Raw genomic sequence first — 16,260 nt, forward strand, 5'->3', positions numbered from 1 at the left:
TAAAGTTACACAAAATGAAACAGTTAACATTTGCGTCGCTACAAGTGATAGACCTTGAAGTTTCCAAAAACTTCTATACCCAACAATTAGGATTTGAAATTGATAACGCTAATCCGCAAGCCTGCGTGTTTAAATACAACCAAGGACAAGCCAGTTTTGCGATACGCACACCACTCGAACCGCTCGAAGGCAAAGAATTGGGCGTGGGCGTAGCTTTGTGGTTTGCTATTGAGGAAAAGGTAGAGGCTTTGAAAGAAAAATACCTTGCTGGCGGTATTACGACGGCGGGGCCGATTATCGAAACGCCTTTTGGTCGTGCGTTTCACGTCAAAGACCCTGATGGTTACAAACTTACGTTTTTGGAAGCCAAATAAACGCTTGCGTCAGCGAATCTGACCCGTACAGATTTTCAGAACCTATACGGACTGGATTTGAAATTTTAGTTTAAATTTCCCGCCTAAATTTTTTGAAAAATACGATGCCTCAAGAAATAGAATTTCATTTTAAAAGCCCCCAAGACAGTCCAGGGTACTTGCTCGGACAGCTCACCATGCTTTGGCAGCGCAAACAAAAGAAAGTGTTAGATCCTCTGGACTTGACGCAAACGCAATTTGTGTTGCTGGCGGCGGTGGCGTGGCTTTCCAAAAAAAGTAATGCCGTAACGCAAATTGACATTGCCAACCAAAGCAACGCCGACCGAATGATGGTGTCCAAAGTGCTGCGCACGTTGGAGGAAAAAGGATTTGTAACGCGCCACGAACACGAGACCGACACCAGAGCCAAATGTATTCGGCTGACACCCGACGGAGAAATCGTTTTACAAAAAGCCCTCATAGAGATAGAAAATGCGGATTTGGCTTTTTTTGCGGCACTCAACGACAAACTTTCTGGGTTTAATCAAAATATGGTGCAACTAATTGACGAAAATAAAGCATAAATACGCTTGCACAAACCATATTTTTCAACTAAAATACAATTGCGCATTTTACCCAAAAGTCGCCCGAAAAGGTGACTTTTTTATTATTCAAACCAATATGGTTTAAAAACAAATCCTTACTTTTGGCATTTGAATATCACCTAACAAAAACAGTTAAATGACAAAAATATACGCTCTTATTGCTTCTTTTTTTACTACTATTTTTTTGGTTGGCTGCGGTAGTCTGTATGTAAGTAACAATCCTGACGCAATTATTAGTACGCATTCGAGCAGGCCTTTCAAATATGGCTTTGCGTATTCTCGCGAAGAATGTGAACAATACAGAGGAACTTTGACGCTTTATAACATCAAAAAAGGCGATGTAGTGGCAGAAGTGGGGGCAGCAAGCGGCTGGCTGGAAGGTGTATATTCTGTTATGACGGCTAGTGTTACGTATTACGTACAAGACATAGATACGAGCATTTTAAACCAAGACCAGCTCAGCAAAATGGTCAAACATTATTCGTCTGTACGCCAAACACCGCAAACCAATACTTTCAAGATGGTGATTGGAACTAAAACGGGTACTAATTTACCTGACGGTGCATTTGATAAAATAATTATCAGTAATTCTTACCATGAATTTAAAGATCCAGCCTCTATGGTCAAGGACTTAGCAAAAAAAATAAAACCCAATGGGACTATTATTATTTTTGATGATTTTTCAAATAACTATATAAAGCATAAGCATTTAGGTTGTAGAATAACGAGCCCTAAACCATCTATGGTTATCAAAGAATTTGAAAAACAAGGTCTTTATTTGACGAATATATCTGCTCCTATCAATTCATTAGAAAATAATTTATTTTTTGAGTTTAGTAAGCAAAAAAGTGACGATTTTAAATTAAAAACAAGTAGCGTTGAAAAATATATTAAAATACTGGATCAATTAAATATAGAGGAAACGTATTCTAACGCTAATCTCTGTTTGGAAATAGTAGAAAACTTAAAACCATATATTGCAACAATAGAACGTATTTATCCAAGATTTAATACTTATTTTAGTTCTTTAGGTGATGCTTTATATTGGGAAGAAATGGATCTTAAAAAATCAATTAACGTATTTCATGCAGGTCTTGTATTATATCCAAAATCAGCAGAAATTTATAAAGGATTAGGGACGTCATATTGCAGTGATAATAATTATGTTTTATCGGTAGAAAATTACAAAATATCATTAGAGTTAGATCCATATAACCAGCCTATTAAAGAAAAAATAAATGAACTTAATAATATTATAGCCAAGAAAAAAAGCAAAAAAAGCAAACACATTATTAAATGAATCTAAAAACTATAATATCGCTTTTACACAAGAAAAATGTAATTATTTAAAACGTTTATTTCGTAATCATAATATCCAAACAAATGATATTGTGGCGGAAATTAATGCAAGTAATAGAACAACAATAAGCACTTGTTTTCGAGTGAAAGATAGTACAGTATTCTATTTTCAAAGTGCAGACAGTGTGTTAGTTAATCAAAATCAATTAAATAAAGCCATCCGATACGACACATTGCATTTTGGTGCTGTAAATAAAATAATTGGAACAGAAAAAGAAACGTCCTTGCCCAATAATTTCTTTGATAAAATCATTCTTCATTATTCTTTTTATAGCTTTTTTGATGAAATTGCTGCGATAGAAAACCTCAAAACTAAACTAAAACCAAATGGTATCATTATTATTTCGGATGATTTTTCTAGTGATTATAGAAGAATAAAGAACAATATTCGTCCTTCTTTTAAAAGCTACCTCGCATCAGAAATGATTAATGGCTTGGGGAATCGTGATCTTTACCTAACGACTATGTCTGCTCCCGAAAATTCATTTCAGAATAATTTGTGTTTTGGGTTAAATAAAGAAGCATTCTACAAGTTGAAAATTAAAAGAGATAGTGTAGCAAAATACATCAAGATATTAGACCAATATAATTTGAGTGGTATCAATAGTGATGCAGAGGCTTGTGCCACTATTGCCACTAAATTAAAGCCGCACATTAAAGAGATTCTGAAAGTATATCCATCTACAGAAATGTATTTTAATGCTTTGGGTTATCGGATACTCCAAATAGATAAAAAGCCGAAAGTTGCCATTAATATATTTAAGGCAAATGTTACGCTTTTTCCTGAATCTTGGAATGTTTATGACAGCCTTGGCGAAGCCTATTTCAAAGCAAAAAATATGATTTGGCTCTTGAAAATTATCAAAAAGCATTACAACTTAATCCGACAAATAATAATATACAAACTCAAATTGAATTGATTCAAAAAGCGATGGCCAAATCATAGTTTACCATATATTTCCCCAATCACTATCAACCAAATTAACATGAAAAAAATTGCTTTAATTATTGTCGTTTTTGGGCTATTCCTATGTAGCAATCAAGGTTTTGCACAAGTAAAAAAAGATACACTTCGTGTTCTGTTTGTAGGCAACAGCTACACATATTATCAAAATCTCGCGCAAGTCGTTTCTATTATTTCCGACAGCACCAAAACCAAACTCATTACAAAAAAAAGTACCATTGGCGGCGCGTATCTCAGCGAACATTGGCACGGCAAAAGAGGTCTCAAAACGAAAGATATTATTAAAAATGGCAGATTTGATATAGTGGTACTGCAAGAATTTAGTATGGGAGCCATCGAAAACCCAGATAGTGCGTACAAATACATGAAACTGTTCTGCCAATTCGTTAAAGAAAACGGCGCAAAACCGTATTTGTATCAAACGTGGGCAAGAGAGAAAGTACCTCATTATCAGGAGCAAATCAATAAACTGTATGCCAAAGCTGCCGCCGACAACAAAGCCGAATTAGTGCCCGTTGGGAATGCGTGGGCTTTGGCCAAACAATTGCGCCCCAATTTCGTATTGTATCACAACGACGGCAGCCACCCTTCCGATTTAGGCACGTTTCTAACGGCTTGCGTTTTTGTTAAAACAATTACGCACGAGCTACCCGCCAATTTGCCCAATGTTTACAGCACTTTAGACATCAACAAAGAATCGCTTATTCTCCTAAATCTTGACCAGTTGGACGTAGTTTTTTGTAAAAAAGTAGCCCAATCTTTCTAAGTATTTGTATTTCTTTAATTAAATAAAAAGTCCGTGAACCAGACACAACGTCTATTCACGGACTTTTTTTATTACCTGAAAATCTATTTTTTAGAATGCCAACAGCACTTTTTCGATAATGTCGCAACACTCATGCAACTGCTCTTCGGTAATGACCAACGGCGGCGCAAAACGAATAATATCGCCGTGTGTTGGCTTGGCCAACAGGCCGTTATCTTTGAGCGAAATGCACACGTCCCAAGCCGTACGACCATCGGCACTTGGCGCAATCACCACAGCATTTAGCAAGCCTTTGCCACGCACTGCCGTTACCACGTTCGGCACTTTTTGCTGTACCATTTCCATGCGGCTACGGAAAATCGCGCCCAAACGTTCGGCATTTTCCGAGAGTTTTTCGTTATGAACCACTTCCAGCGCAGCAATAGCCACAGCACAAGCAAGCGGATTGCCGCCAAACGTCGAGCCATGTTGCCCAGCTTTGATGGTGAGCATAATATCATCGTTGGCCAGCACTGCCGAAACAGGCAACACACCACCCGACAAGGCTTTTCCCAGAATCAAAACGTGTGGCGTTACGCCTTCGTGTTGGCAGGCCGTGAGTTTGCCCGTACGCGCGATGCCCGTTTGCACTTCGTCGGCCATCATTAGCACATTGTATTTGCTGCAAAGCTCATAAACCTTGCGGAGATAGCCCTCTTGCGGCACAAGCACGCCAGCTTCGCCTTGTATGGGTTCAAACCAAAACGCACAAACATTCGGATTTTGTAAGGCCGCTTCTAAGGCTTGCAAATCGTCGTAAGGGATAATTTGATAGCCATCAATAAAAGGCCCAAAATCTTGGCGGGCATTCTCATCCGTAGAAGCCGAAATCATTCCCAGCGTACGACCATGAAAATTGCTGTTTACGGCCACAATAACAGCCTGATTTTCGGGAATACCTTTGACCGTATAACCCCATTTACGCGCCAATTTAAGAGCCGTTTCGTTGGCTTCTGCTCCAGAGTTCATCATCAAAACTTTATCGTATCCGAAAGTTTCGCAAATGAATTTTTCGGCCTCGCCCAAACGATTGTTGTAGAAAGCTCTTGAAGTAAGTGTCAGATTTTGCGCCTGTGCCACCAACGCACCGATAATATGTGGATGACAATGGCCTTGATTCACAGCACTATAAGCCGACAAGAAATCATAATAATGTTTTCCTTCGGGGTCGTAAAGATGTACGCCTTCGCCTTTGGAGAGCACAACGGGCAGCGGGTGATAATTGTGTGCGCCGTAACGGTCTTCTAATTCAATGGCTTGGGCAGATGAAAGTGTCGTTGGTTGGTGTAACATATAAACTTAATAGGAGTTAGTAAATGGGAAATTTTCCCGACATTTTTAATTAAAAATACGAAATTTGGTGCGAGCGGCAAGTTACACAAATTAGCCAAACAAACTAAATTCCTGCTTTTAAGCTCTTTGTAAAGAAATGACACCAAGCCCCAAAACGCCGATACAGCCATTAAGCCCCGAAGATTTTTATTTTAACGAACAAGGCTTGATGGTTTTTACGGAAATTTATCATCGCAAACGCGGCTATTGCTGCAAAAATGGCTGCAAACATTGCCCCTATCGCAAACCCAAAAAGGCATAAAAAAAAGGTCGCTTTCTCTAAAGCGACCTTTTCGTTTTTCTGTTATGGTCAATTATTTGTTGAGTAAAATATTGGCTGCTTCCGTACCAAAGTGCTTGGTAAGCATTTGTTTGTAGGGCTTGGATTGGCGAAGGCCACCATTTGCCGCAAAATATTCTTTCATCAACGCGCCCCAATCCGATTTGAGTGGCATTACCAAGCCCAACTCTTCCGAAAAGTCGTCGCCTGCTGGGTGGCGTTTGAATGGCTTATTCTTTTGTTTTCCGTCGCTATAATAATTGAAATCCAAACAAGTAAATGCTTTTTTGTCTTTAGCAATTTGCATCAAAATATCTTCATTATATGGCAAATAAACAATTTTCATTTGAGGGAAATACGCTTTTTTGATTTGAAGTAATCGACGTTCGTTGGCTGTTCCTTTGTTGGTGTAAGCTGTCATTCCTGCAAAATCTTTGGCTATATTCTTCACCGTCGACAACGATTTTACAGACTGATTCGTCATAATAATCGAAATATTATTCAAAAATGGTGGCGAAAATTGAACTTCTTTCTGGCGTTCGGGAGTAATCGTGGCATTGGTCAGGCCAAACACCCCGCCTTGTGAAGATTTAAGCAAGTTATAAAAGGTAAAAAAATCATCGTGCGGATAATGTTCGTACTTAATCGTAAGCTTGACTTTATACTTTTGTTCTACATATTTCACAAAACCTTGCATAATATCTACACACACACCCGTTAGCTTACCTGTTTTATCTTTGTACGAAAAAGTAGGCGATTCGGTGTACGTAAAAACAACCGTCCCTTTTCCTTGTTTTTGGGTAATAGCCCAACTCGTTCCGTGCCATTGTTGGTACAATCGTTTGGCCGAACTTTCTTCAAAGCTGAAAGATAAAACAAAGATAACCAGACAAATAATATATTTTTTCATGATTTTGATCGAAGCAACATAACAATTTTTAATAATGGTGGTGGCTTTATGAATTTAAAGGGAATGCCCTGAGAAATATCTGCCATAATATCAGTAATTCATTCTCCAAAACGGATTGCAAAATTACGTTTCTTTTTTTTATTTATTATTAAATTGTTAAAAAAAACGCCAAAACCACAAAAATACAATATAAACATTACTTAGCAGCAAAAACACTGCTTTCTCTATTGAAAATAAAAAAATAAGTCCAACTCTCTGCCAGTAAGTCAATAACACGGCACTTTTATTTTAAGAATTTTAATCTATTTTTAATTACGTTACGATTTTGCAAAAGTACCTTTGCTCCGTGGGATTAAACGGCGTTTTCTGCCAATTTGTATCGCATCGGGTATTTTTCTTTATAAAAAATGATAGGGCTAATTATTCCCTCGTTACGCAAGAAGAAGCATCAAAACAAGCTGCACAAATCTCACAAAACGTTTTTTTTATGATGGCCAGTCCACGTGTATATTTTTCTGCACACCCAAGCATTTCAGCGAAATTGAAACAACTTCGCAAGGCCTAACTTCCTTGCTATAAGATATTTATATAGGTTAAGTTTGTATATTTTAAGTTTTGAAAAAAGGCTGTCTGATTTTCGGATAGCTTTTTCTTTTGCCCAAAAATCAACAAAAAAGGCTACCAAATGGTAGCCTTTTTTGCGTCATTCATTTTATTTAAACCTAAACCTTTAGCGAAAAAACATATCGCTTTACTCTCTAAACTCTTCTTGTACGGAATTCCCCGCTCAGAACTTGCACAAAAGTAGTGTTATGATTTATTGTTACAAATTCAATTGCACCAATAGGATGAATTGATTTACCAACGACCTATTTCAGTTTACAAAAACAACACAATGATTTGTTTTTAGTTGAGTTTATACCAACAAAAAAGGCTGCCAAACGGTAGCCTTTTTTGCGTCATTCATTTTTATTTAAACCTAAACCTTTAGCGAAAAAACATATCGCTCTACTCTCTAAAACTCTTCTTTACGGCAATATTCCGTCCAGAACTGATACAAAGATAAGAACAAACTTCAGTTTAGCAATTTTTTTTATGCGAAAACCAAATTTAACTCGGCGAAATGACACTTTTACTCGGCGAATGATTTAATAATTTGCTTTCAAACTGACTCAAATCATTTTTTATACAACTAAAATATCAAGCAAAAAGCCACTTGCAAACGTATCGCAAACGGCTTTTTGTCTATTTTTTACTTTCTACACCACTAAAACGGTGCGGGCGTATCGTCTGGTTTAGAGAAATCTGTATTATTTTTTTGATTGAGTTTGCTACCAAATGTTTTGACTTGCTGTGTGTTCGGTGCGGCAGCTTCAAACTCGCGCGGCACGTGTGCCTCAGCTGAAGGAAACGCGCTAAACGTACCCGAACTAAAGGCCTTAAATCGGTCTTCTTCCAAATCCGTGAACTTCGTGTATTTGCCTTCAAAACGCAGGTAAACGCTATCCAGCGAGCCGTTACGGTGCTTGGCGATAATCACCTCTCCTACGCCCGTTACGGGATTACCACTTTCGTCTTGTGTAATGCCATAATATTCAGGACGATACAAGAAAACCACCATGTCGGCATCTTGCTCGATAGAACCCGATTCCCTCAAATCCGAAAGCTGCGGACGTTTGTCGCCACCGCGCGTTTCTACGGCACGGCTCAACTGCGAAAGCGCGATGACGGGCACGTTCAATTCTTTGGCTAAGTTCTTGAGTGAACGCGAGATATAGGCAATTTCTTGTTCGCGATTGCCACCACCTTTGCCCGAACCATTATCGCCGCTCATGAGTTGCAAATAGTCAATGATAATCATCTGAATATCGTGTTGCGCCTTGAGGCGGCGGCATTTGGCACGCAATTCGAGCACAGAAAGTGCAGGCGTATCATCTATAAAAATCGGAGCTTCGGCCAGTGTCGTAATGCGTTGATGCAGTTGCACCCATTCGTGTTCGGCCAAATTTCCTTTCTTGATTTTTTCGCTTTCCAGCTCGGCTTCCGCCGAAATAAGACGGTTCACCAATTGCACCGCCGACATTTCCAAAGAAAAAATCGCTACACCTTTTTTGAACAGTGCCGCCGCGTTACGCGCCGCCGACACCACAAAAGCCGTTTTACCCATACCAGGGCGAGCCGCCAAAATCACCAAATCGGATTTTTGCCAACCCGACGTAATGCGGTCGAGTTTCGTAAAACCACTTGGCACACCCGTCAGGCCATCGGCGTTATCTTTCTTAGATTTAAGTTCTTCTAAGGCTTCGGCCAATACCGAACGCATATCTGCCACTTTTTTCTTGATGTTCATTTCGGACACCTGAAAAAAGGATTGTTCTGTTTTATCTAAAAGTTGGAAAACGTCGGTCGTGTCCTCGTAAGCGTCGCGGGTCGTTTCGCCCGAAATACGAATAAGTTCGCGTTTGATGGCCATTTCCACCACAATACGCGCATGGTATTCGATGTTGGCGGCGGAGTGTACCGTGCTGGTCAGCTTCGTGATGTAAGAAGCTCCTCCCACAAATTCCAGCTCTCCCGTAGAACGTAATTGATTAATAACCGTCAGGATATCAACAGGTTCTGACTTTTGAAAAAGCGCACGAATGGCCTCATAAATGCGGGCGTGTTTGTCCACATAAAAACTTTCGGGCTGCAAAATATCTATGACAGTAGTCAGCGCATCTTTCTCAACCATCAAGGCACCCAATACGGCTTCCTCCAACTCAATGGCCTGTGGCGGCTTGCGAGCAGTGTTAAGCACCGCCGACGTTTCACGCGCCGTATTAGCAATGCGGTCTTGCAAGGTCTTCTTATTATATGCTGGCCTATTGTTCTCCATAACTGCAAAAATACGCAAGCCATATTCCAAAACGAAACATTTTAGTCATTTATCCGTAACAAAAAAGCACAGGCCAACACCTGTGCTTTGATAAGTAACTGATTGTTAAGTTGCTTGCATTTTGACTTTCACAGAACTTTTTAACGGAAAAAAGAACGCAAGCGGATTTTTCCAAAAATGTTTGAACAAGGCAACAATCAACAACCGCATTTGTCGCAAGTCAATGTTACGGGATTTGAGGGCGAAAATAACCGAAAGGCCAAAACTCACGATAACGTTCGTAATACCAATGGCCGCCACCGACAAACTCACCCATAAAGCCTGATGCCACGAAAGCGCAAAACCCGTTCCGTCCCAAGCCAAGGCCACGTTAGCCGCCGCAAAAGTTACGTGCCTGATGTCCAGTGGCAAGCCCACGATAAAACCAATGGCCGCCATCGAACCCAAGAAAATGCCTAAGTAAAAATTGCCTGCCAACGCACCCAAGTTATTGCCGATGTACGTGGCGAAACGGTCAAGGGCTTTGGCTGATAATATTTTGTTCAAAAGCGGTTGCTCGCGCAAACGTTGCGGAATGTTACGATAAATCACGCGGTTTTCGTAAAGCCCCGAAATCAAACCCGAAGTCATCAGGAAAACGCCCGCAATGGCCGCGTACATCACCGAATTGCTGTGCGTTGGGTGAAGTTCTGTAATGAGTTTAACCGCTTTTTCGGGTGTGGCGATGCTATGCCCCATCACCAACCGAAACAGCCAAGCCAACAACAAACCCGCAGGAAATGCCATCACGACATTGCCCGCCAACGCAATAAACTGCGTCCGAACCATTTGCGCAATGAGTTGCACCGTATTTTGAATGGCGTTTTTCTCCCCAGACCCAAAAGAAGCCGCAATCGTGGAAGCCGTCATGGCGGGCTGCTTGGTGGCCAGCGTAAAATGCATCAAATGAATCAGGATAAAGCCCAAAGAATAATTCATGCTATACATAAACGCTTCGCCCAGCGGCGGCAAATGCCAATAGTAAATCAGGGTTTTGAAACAGGCCAAAAACGCTACGATAAATCCACCACCCAACGCAATTTTGAACATATTCCAATATTCTTTGGAAGAAGTGCTAATGTAATGCTCTCCACGTTTGGAGGTGTTATCCACCACTTTGTAAGCCATGTAACTGAGATTGTCCGAAAAATGGCGGCGCAAACTGTATTGCGTATTTCGTTTCTCTATCAACTCTTTGAGCAGCTCCAACAGCTTTTGGCTGTTCACTTGTTGCGGCGGAGCTTGCACGATTTCCAACAAAATTCGGATACGGCGCAAATGTTGGTCGAGCCTGAGAATCAAGTAAGTAAGCTCTACACTAATGCCTAACGTTTCTTTGTCTTTTTGCAGCCGCTTGATGTCTTTTTCCGACTGCCGCAGCATCACCAAAATGTGTTTGTAGTCTTCTTCGTTTTGGTTCGGATACTCGGCGCGATTGCGTTTGAAATGATGCACATAGTGCATTACTTCGCGGTTCAGTTCCAAAAACGGCGATTGCAAATCGTCCATTTCTGGCAATTTGGCTACTACTTCAGGCTCAAGCCCAATGGCCGTAATGCGTTGCGCCAATACCAAAATGGCATTCAAAATATATTCTTGATGCTTAGCCGTAATTTGTATCTGAAAGCCCAAAGCCTCCAGCAATTCCAGCCAAAGCGCGTGCGGCACTTGCGCCACCCATTCAAAATCGTCTTTTTTATAAAAAACTTTTCCCAAAAAATAACTCAGCTCACGCTCTTGCGCGGCTGGCGGCAGAATGTTGTAGCTAATTTTGTCGTAGGTTTCGGCCAAAAAACCTTTGTTAGACAAAATACCCAAATCCGTGTACGTGCGCAGCGGGTCAAGCACGACCAGCACCGAGCGTATGTACGTGTGCCACTGATTACGAAGAATTTCGTCACTCCTGAGTTCTTTAATAATTTCTTCGAGCCGTTGCACGGTCCATTCCACGCTCTGCAAGCGTGGCGGCCTTATCACACGAACTAAATTAATAAGAGGTTGGAGGTTTTGCCCGTCGGTAGTCAGGGCTAATGTTAGATGTCTCATAATACAATGGGGTTTAAGGTTGAAAGATAGGCGCACCATTGCGTAATTTAATTTATATCAATCTCTAAACCAAACATTTAGCCGATAGATATAAAATTTTACTTTCAGATAAAACGAACATAATCTAACTTTTATTACAAAAAGGCATGGTTTGGGCACAAGAAAACACAAAATCCCGACAGCCCAAGCCCGAAATATTTGGCAATTCCGTAACAAAACCGTACCTTTACCAACTTATTTAGGGAACTATTTTATTGCCTTCATTGGCAGCGGCATAGTTCTTGTTGGCTTACAGGCTAAACAATTTTTATCAAAAAAATATGCGACTCAAAATCCATACAATAATCTTTGCGATGCTAATGATGGGGCTAAGTAGCTGCGGTTGCTTTACCTTCAGCCCCCCACGCTGTCGCGTAGATGGCTGCCATGTGCGCATGATACACGCGCACGGCGGACAAGATTTCAGAGGCCAACCATTCTGGAAACGCAACCAAAATCCCAAAGTGGGGCAAGGTTTCAAAAAGCCACAACCCAACATCAATGCCAAAAAAGCTTGGTGGAAATTTTGGTAAGATATTTACTATCAATTATTTATCTAAAGTAAAAGAATATTCTTTCTATATTAAAATACCATGACAGATAGTCCTGAAAACATCATTCCGATTAACATCGAAGATGAAATGCGTAGTGCCTACATTGATTATTCAATGTCGGTGATTGTGTCGAGAGCCTTACCCGATGTGCGAGACGGGCTTAAGCCTGTGCATCGTCGGGTGTTGTTTGGTATGCTCGAACTCGGTGTCAATTACAACAAAGCGTACAAAAAATCTGCCCGTATCGTGGGGGAAGTGTTGGGTAAATATCACCCACACGGCGACTCTTCCGTATATGAAGCCATGGTGCGTATGGCGCAAGATTGGTCTTTGCGTTACCCACTTGTGGACGGACAAGGGAACTTTGGTTCGATAGACGGCGACTCGGCAGCGGCCATGCGTTATACAGAAGCACGTCTCAAGCGCATCGCCGACGAATTGCTCGACGACATTTACAAAGAAACTGTTGATTTTCAATACAATTTCGACGATTCCCTCCAAGAACCAACCGTAATGCCTTCGCGCATTCCGAACTTGTTGCTGAACGGTACGTCGGGGATCGCGGTAGGTATGGCGACCAACATGGCTCCGCACAATTTGCGCGAAGTGGTGGACGGAATTATTGCCTATATCGCCAACCGCGACATTACGATTGCCGAACTCATGAAGTTTGTTACTGCACCAGATTTCCCGACGGGTGCAACGATTTACGGCTATCAGGGCGTAAAATCTGCGTTTGAAACAGGACGCGGACGTATTGTTTTGAGAGCAAATTCGCATTTTGAAACCGCGAAAAATGGCCGTGAGCAAATCGTTTTCACGGACGTGCCGTACATGGTGAACAAAGCCGCTATGATTGAAAAAATCGGTGGCATGATTAACGACAAACAAATTGAAGGCATTGCCGACTTGCGCGACGAGTCTGACCGCGAAGGTATCCGCGTGGTTTTTGATTTGAAAAAAGATGCAAACGCCAACGTGGTATTGAATACTTTGTACAAACATACGGCATTGCAATCTTCGTTCAGTGTAAACAATGTGGCTTTGGTGAAAGGCCGCCCAATGACCCTGAATCTGAAGGACTTAATTCGTCATTTTGTGGATCACCGCCACGAGGTTGTGGTACGTCGCACGCGTTTCGATTTGCGCAAAGCCGAAGAACGCGCCCACATTTTGGAAGGTTTGTTGATAGCCTTAGACCACTTGGACGCGGTTATTTCGTTGATTCGCTCGGCACGCGACCCAGAAATCGCGAAAGCGGGATTGGTTGAAAAATTCGGTTTGAGCGAAATTCAGGCAAAAGCCATTTTGGAAATGCGTTTGCAACGCCTCACAGGTTTGGAACGCGAGAAAATCCAAAACGAATACGCCGAAATCAAAAAACAAATTGACTATTTCAATAGCGTTTTGGCCAGCGAAGAATTGCGTATGGACATCATTAAAAACGAGCTTTTGGAAGTAAGAGAACGTTACGGAGATGAACGCCGCACGCAAATTATCCATGCTGCCGACGATATTTCTATTGAAGACATGATTGCCGATGACGACATGGTAATTACCATTTCGCACGAAGGCTATATCAAACGCACGCCATTGACCGAATACCGCACGCAAAGCCGTGGCGGTGTAGGCTCGAAAGGTGCAAAAACCAAAGATTCTGACTTCACGGAGCATTTATTTGTTGCTTCCATGCACAACTATTTGTTGATTTTCACAGAAGGCGGTCGTATGTTCTGGCACAAAGTTTATGCGTTGCCCGAAGGTACAAAAGCCTCGAAAGGTCGCCCGATTCAGAACCTTATCAACATAGAAAAAGAAGACCGTGTACGTGCTGTTATCAACGTTAAAAACCTTGATAATGAAGATTATATCAATAACACGTTCTTGGTAATGTGTACGGAAAAAGGCACGATCAAGAAAACGTCTTTGGAGGCATATTCGCGCCCTCGTTTGGCGGGTATCAATGCCATTACCATCAACGAAGGCGATCGTTTGTTAGATGTACGCCTCACGGACGGCAACGCGCAAATCATGTTGGCCAAACGTTCGGGTCGTGTGGTGCGTTTCCCTGAAGACCAAGTGCGCCCAATGGGACGTAATGCGGCAGGTGTACGCGGTGTTACGCTCGAAGACGAAAACGACCGCGTAGTCGGTTTGGTGTGTATCAGCAACCCCGAAACCAATCTGTTGGTAGTGTCCGAAAAAGGCTACGGCAAACGCTCATCTATCGAAGAATATAGAGTTACAAACAGAGGCGGCAAAGGTGTTAAGACACTGAACATCACTGACAAAACAGGCAAGTTGGTAGCCATCATGGACGTAAACGACAACAACGGCCTAATGATTATCAACAAGTCGGGTCTGACAATCCGCATGAGCGTTTCGGAGTTGCGCGTAATGGGCAGAGCCACGCAAGGCGTTCGCCTCATCAAGCTCAACGATACGGATGCCATTTCTTCTATTGCCAAAATTGAGGAAGACGAAGTGGAGGAAGTGGAAATCCTAACGGACGAAACCTCCGAAAATACCACAGACGAGGCAACGGAAACGACAGCAACAGAATAATTTTAAATAAAACTGGCCTGCTTTTTGTATCTAAAAAATGCAAATGAGTAGGCCAATTCTTTTTCTTTCGAGAAAATATTTATCTTTCACCCAGCTTTAAACGAGTTTTACCGATTAAAACAAAAAGAGCAATTAACATGAAAAAAGCGAAATTAACCCTGTTGGCTATGTCGGCAAGTTTTGCGGCAATGGCTCAACAAGACCCTGACCTTACGGATGCTATCCTCAATCACAAAAACGGTCTTTTGGACAAAGCGCGTGTAAGCATCGAAAAGGCAATCGTTAAGGACAAAGTTTATACAAAGCCTAAAGGCTGGTACGAACGCGGCGCGATTTACATTGACATTGTAAACACACAATTGCCTGCATTTCAGGGGCTTGCTGGCGACTCTGGCGCATCTGTGGCTTATAAATCTTTCAAAAAAGCAATCGAACTTGACAAGCCTGATGGCAGCTATGCCAAAGATGCCAAAGCCAATATGGAGAATGTTTGGGTGGGTGTTTTGAATACGGCTATCAAATTTGATACAGAAAAGAAACACAAAGAAGCCATAGACAACTATCGTTTGGCGATGGAAATGAAGCCAGAAGATACGCTTGCTTATCGCAACGCGACTTACTCGGCAGTGGATCTGAACGACTATCCGCAAGCAAAAACATACTACGACAAGTTGGTAACACTCAAGTACAAAAACTTGGGAATGTACAAATACATGGCCGACTTTGCGCAACAAAACAAAAAGTTTGATGATGCGCTTGCTATCTTGGCACAAGGCCGCAAAGACTTCCCTGACAACAAAAATTTGTTGATTGACGAGTTGAATATTTATTTGACGCAAAATCGTTCGGCAGAAGCGAAAGCCAAACTTGACGAAGCTATCAAACTTGACCCAAGCAATACTTCATTGTATTTGGTGAAAGGTGATATGCTTTCTAAGGAAGCCAGCACGAAAAAAGCTCCAGCCGAAGCCAAAGCCCTCAACGATGAAGCTCTTTCTTTGTACAACAAAGCTCTTGCCGTAGATTCTATGTCATTTGAAGGCAACTTCAACGTAGGAACATTCTACTACAATCAAGGCTCTGACCTATTCAACAAAGCCAATAAAATGGATTTGGCCACATACCAACGCAACGGCAAAAAGCTAGAAACAGAAGCCAAAGGCAAAATGGCACAAGCTGTTCCTTACTTCGAGAAAGCGCACAAAACACAGCCTAAAGATGTAGAAACACTCAAAGTTTTATCTAAACTTTATGGCTATCTCAAACGCGCCGACAAAATCGCGGAAGTAGATGAAAAGCTAAAAGCATTAGGCAAATAAAAACTAAAAGAGGGATAGAATACTGTTTCTATCCCTCTTTTTTTGCGCCATAAATGCCAAGCTATTTATGTTTTTTTAAAATATTTTCAAAACACAAAACACTTATTATAAAGTGTTTAGCTTTTTGACGAGATAAGAATATCAAAAAAATGCGTTACAAAATTTGCTTTTCCAAAAAATAGCATTGTACCTTTGTATCGCAAAAGTCAATG

At 41.4% G+C, this 16,260-nt stretch carries 13 protein-coding genes; 9 read left to right on the top strand and 4 right to left on the bottom strand.

Annotated elements, in window-relative coordinates; genetic code table 11:
- Window positions 1-14 precede the first annotated feature (14 nt).
- From BM090_RS07820 to BM090_RS07840, 5 genes are all read left to right on the top strand, one after another.
- Window positions 15-374 (top strand): VOC family protein, encoded by a 360-nt coding sequence (locus BM090_RS07820; RefSeq protein WP_091510402.1) that lies wholly within the window; start codon window positions 15-17, stop codon window positions 372-374.
- 104 nt (window positions 375-478) lie between these two features.
- The gene (locus BM090_RS07825) at window positions 479-937 is read left to right on the top strand and encodes a MarR family winged helix-turn-helix transcriptional regulator (protein ID WP_091510405.1); all 459 of its coding nucleotides are present in this window, start codon (window positions 479-481) and stop codon (window positions 935-937) included.
- Window positions 938-1,094: 157 nt separating this feature from the next.
- Window positions 1,095-2,258: a methyltransferase domain-containing protein gene (locus BM090_RS07830; protein WP_091510408.1), complete on the top strand. Its 1,164-nt coding sequence runs from the start codon at window positions 1,095-1,097 to the stop codon at window positions 2,256-2,258.
- Window positions 2,259-3,161: 903 nt separating this feature from the next.
- A complete protein-coding gene (locus BM090_RS18905) occupies window positions 3,162-3,263 on the top strand; it encodes a hypothetical protein (protein WP_221405358.1) in 102 nt (33 codons plus the stop codon).
- Window positions 3,264-3,303: 40 nt separating this feature from the next.
- Window positions 3,304-4,047, top strand: coding sequence for an SGNH/GDSL hydrolase family protein (locus BM090_RS07840; protein ID WP_091510411.1), 744 nt, complete (start codon window positions 3,304-3,306; stop codon window positions 4,045-4,047).
- A gap of 90 nt (window positions 4,048-4,137) precedes the next feature.
- Here BM090_RS07840 and rocD read toward each other — a convergent pair whose 3' ends face one another.
- Window positions 4,138-5,379 (bottom strand): ornithine--oxo-acid transaminase, encoded by a 1,242-nt coding sequence (rocD, locus tag BM090_RS07845; protein ID WP_091510416.1) that lies wholly within the window; start codon window positions 5,377-5,379, stop codon window positions 4,138-4,140.
- Window positions 5,380-5,515: 136 nt separating this feature from the next.
- On the opposite strand from rocD, the gene BM090_RS18330 reads away from it, so the two are divergent.
- Window positions 5,516-5,680, top strand: coding sequence for a C1orf53 family protein (locus tag BM090_RS18330; RefSeq protein WP_177199870.1), 165 nt, complete (start codon window positions 5,516-5,518; stop codon window positions 5,678-5,680).
- Between the two features lie 52 nt (window positions 5,681-5,732).
- Here BM090_RS18330 and BM090_RS07850 read toward each other — a convergent pair whose 3' ends face one another.
- From BM090_RS07850 to BM090_RS07865, 3 genes are all read right to left on the bottom strand, one after another.
- Entirely contained in the window at window positions 5,733-6,608 is an 876-nt protein-coding gene (locus tag BM090_RS07850) for a substrate-binding periplasmic protein (protein WP_091510421.1), read from the bottom strand.
- A 1,267-nt stretch (window positions 6,609-7,875) separates the two neighbouring features.
- Window positions 7,876-9,486 carry a replicative DNA helicase gene (gene dnaB, locus BM090_RS07860; RefSeq protein WP_091511265.1) on the bottom strand — a complete coding sequence of 537 codons (1,611 nt, stop codon included), beginning with the start codon at window positions 9,484-9,486 and terminating at the stop codon, window positions 7,876-7,878.
- 105 nt (window positions 9,487-9,591) lie between these two features.
- On the bottom strand, window positions 9,592-11,571 hold the full coding sequence (locus tag BM090_RS07865; protein ID WP_177199871.1) for a site-specific recombinase: 1,980 nt from the start codon (window positions 11,569-11,571) through the stop codon (window positions 9,592-9,594).
- A gap of 320 nt (window positions 11,572-11,891) precedes the next feature.
- On the opposite strand from BM090_RS07865, the gene BM090_RS07870 reads away from it, so the two are divergent.
- From BM090_RS07870 to BM090_RS07880, 3 genes are all read left to right on the top strand, one after another.
- A complete protein-coding gene (locus tag BM090_RS07870; protein WP_143083916.1) occupies window positions 11,892-12,143 on the top strand; it encodes a hypothetical protein in 252 nt (83 codons plus the stop codon).
- A 60-nt stretch (window positions 12,144-12,203) separates the two neighbouring features.
- Window positions 12,204-14,729 (top strand): DNA gyrase subunit A, encoded by a 2,526-nt coding sequence (gene gyrA, locus BM090_RS07875; RefSeq protein WP_091510433.1) that lies wholly within the window; start codon window positions 12,204-12,206, stop codon window positions 14,727-14,729.
- Between the two features lie 137 nt (window positions 14,730-14,866).
- Complete coding sequence (locus BM090_RS07880; protein WP_091510436.1) at window positions 14,867-16,048, top strand: tetratricopeptide repeat protein; 1,182 nt, start codon at window positions 14,867-14,869, stop codon at window positions 16,046-16,048.
- Window positions 16,049-16,260: the final 212 nt, after the last annotated feature.

Source organism: Flexibacter flexilis DSM 6793, assembly GCF_900112255.1.
GTDB classification, from domain to species: Bacteria; Bacteroidota; Bacteroidia; order Cytophagales; family Flexibacteraceae; genus Flexibacter; species Flexibacter flexilis.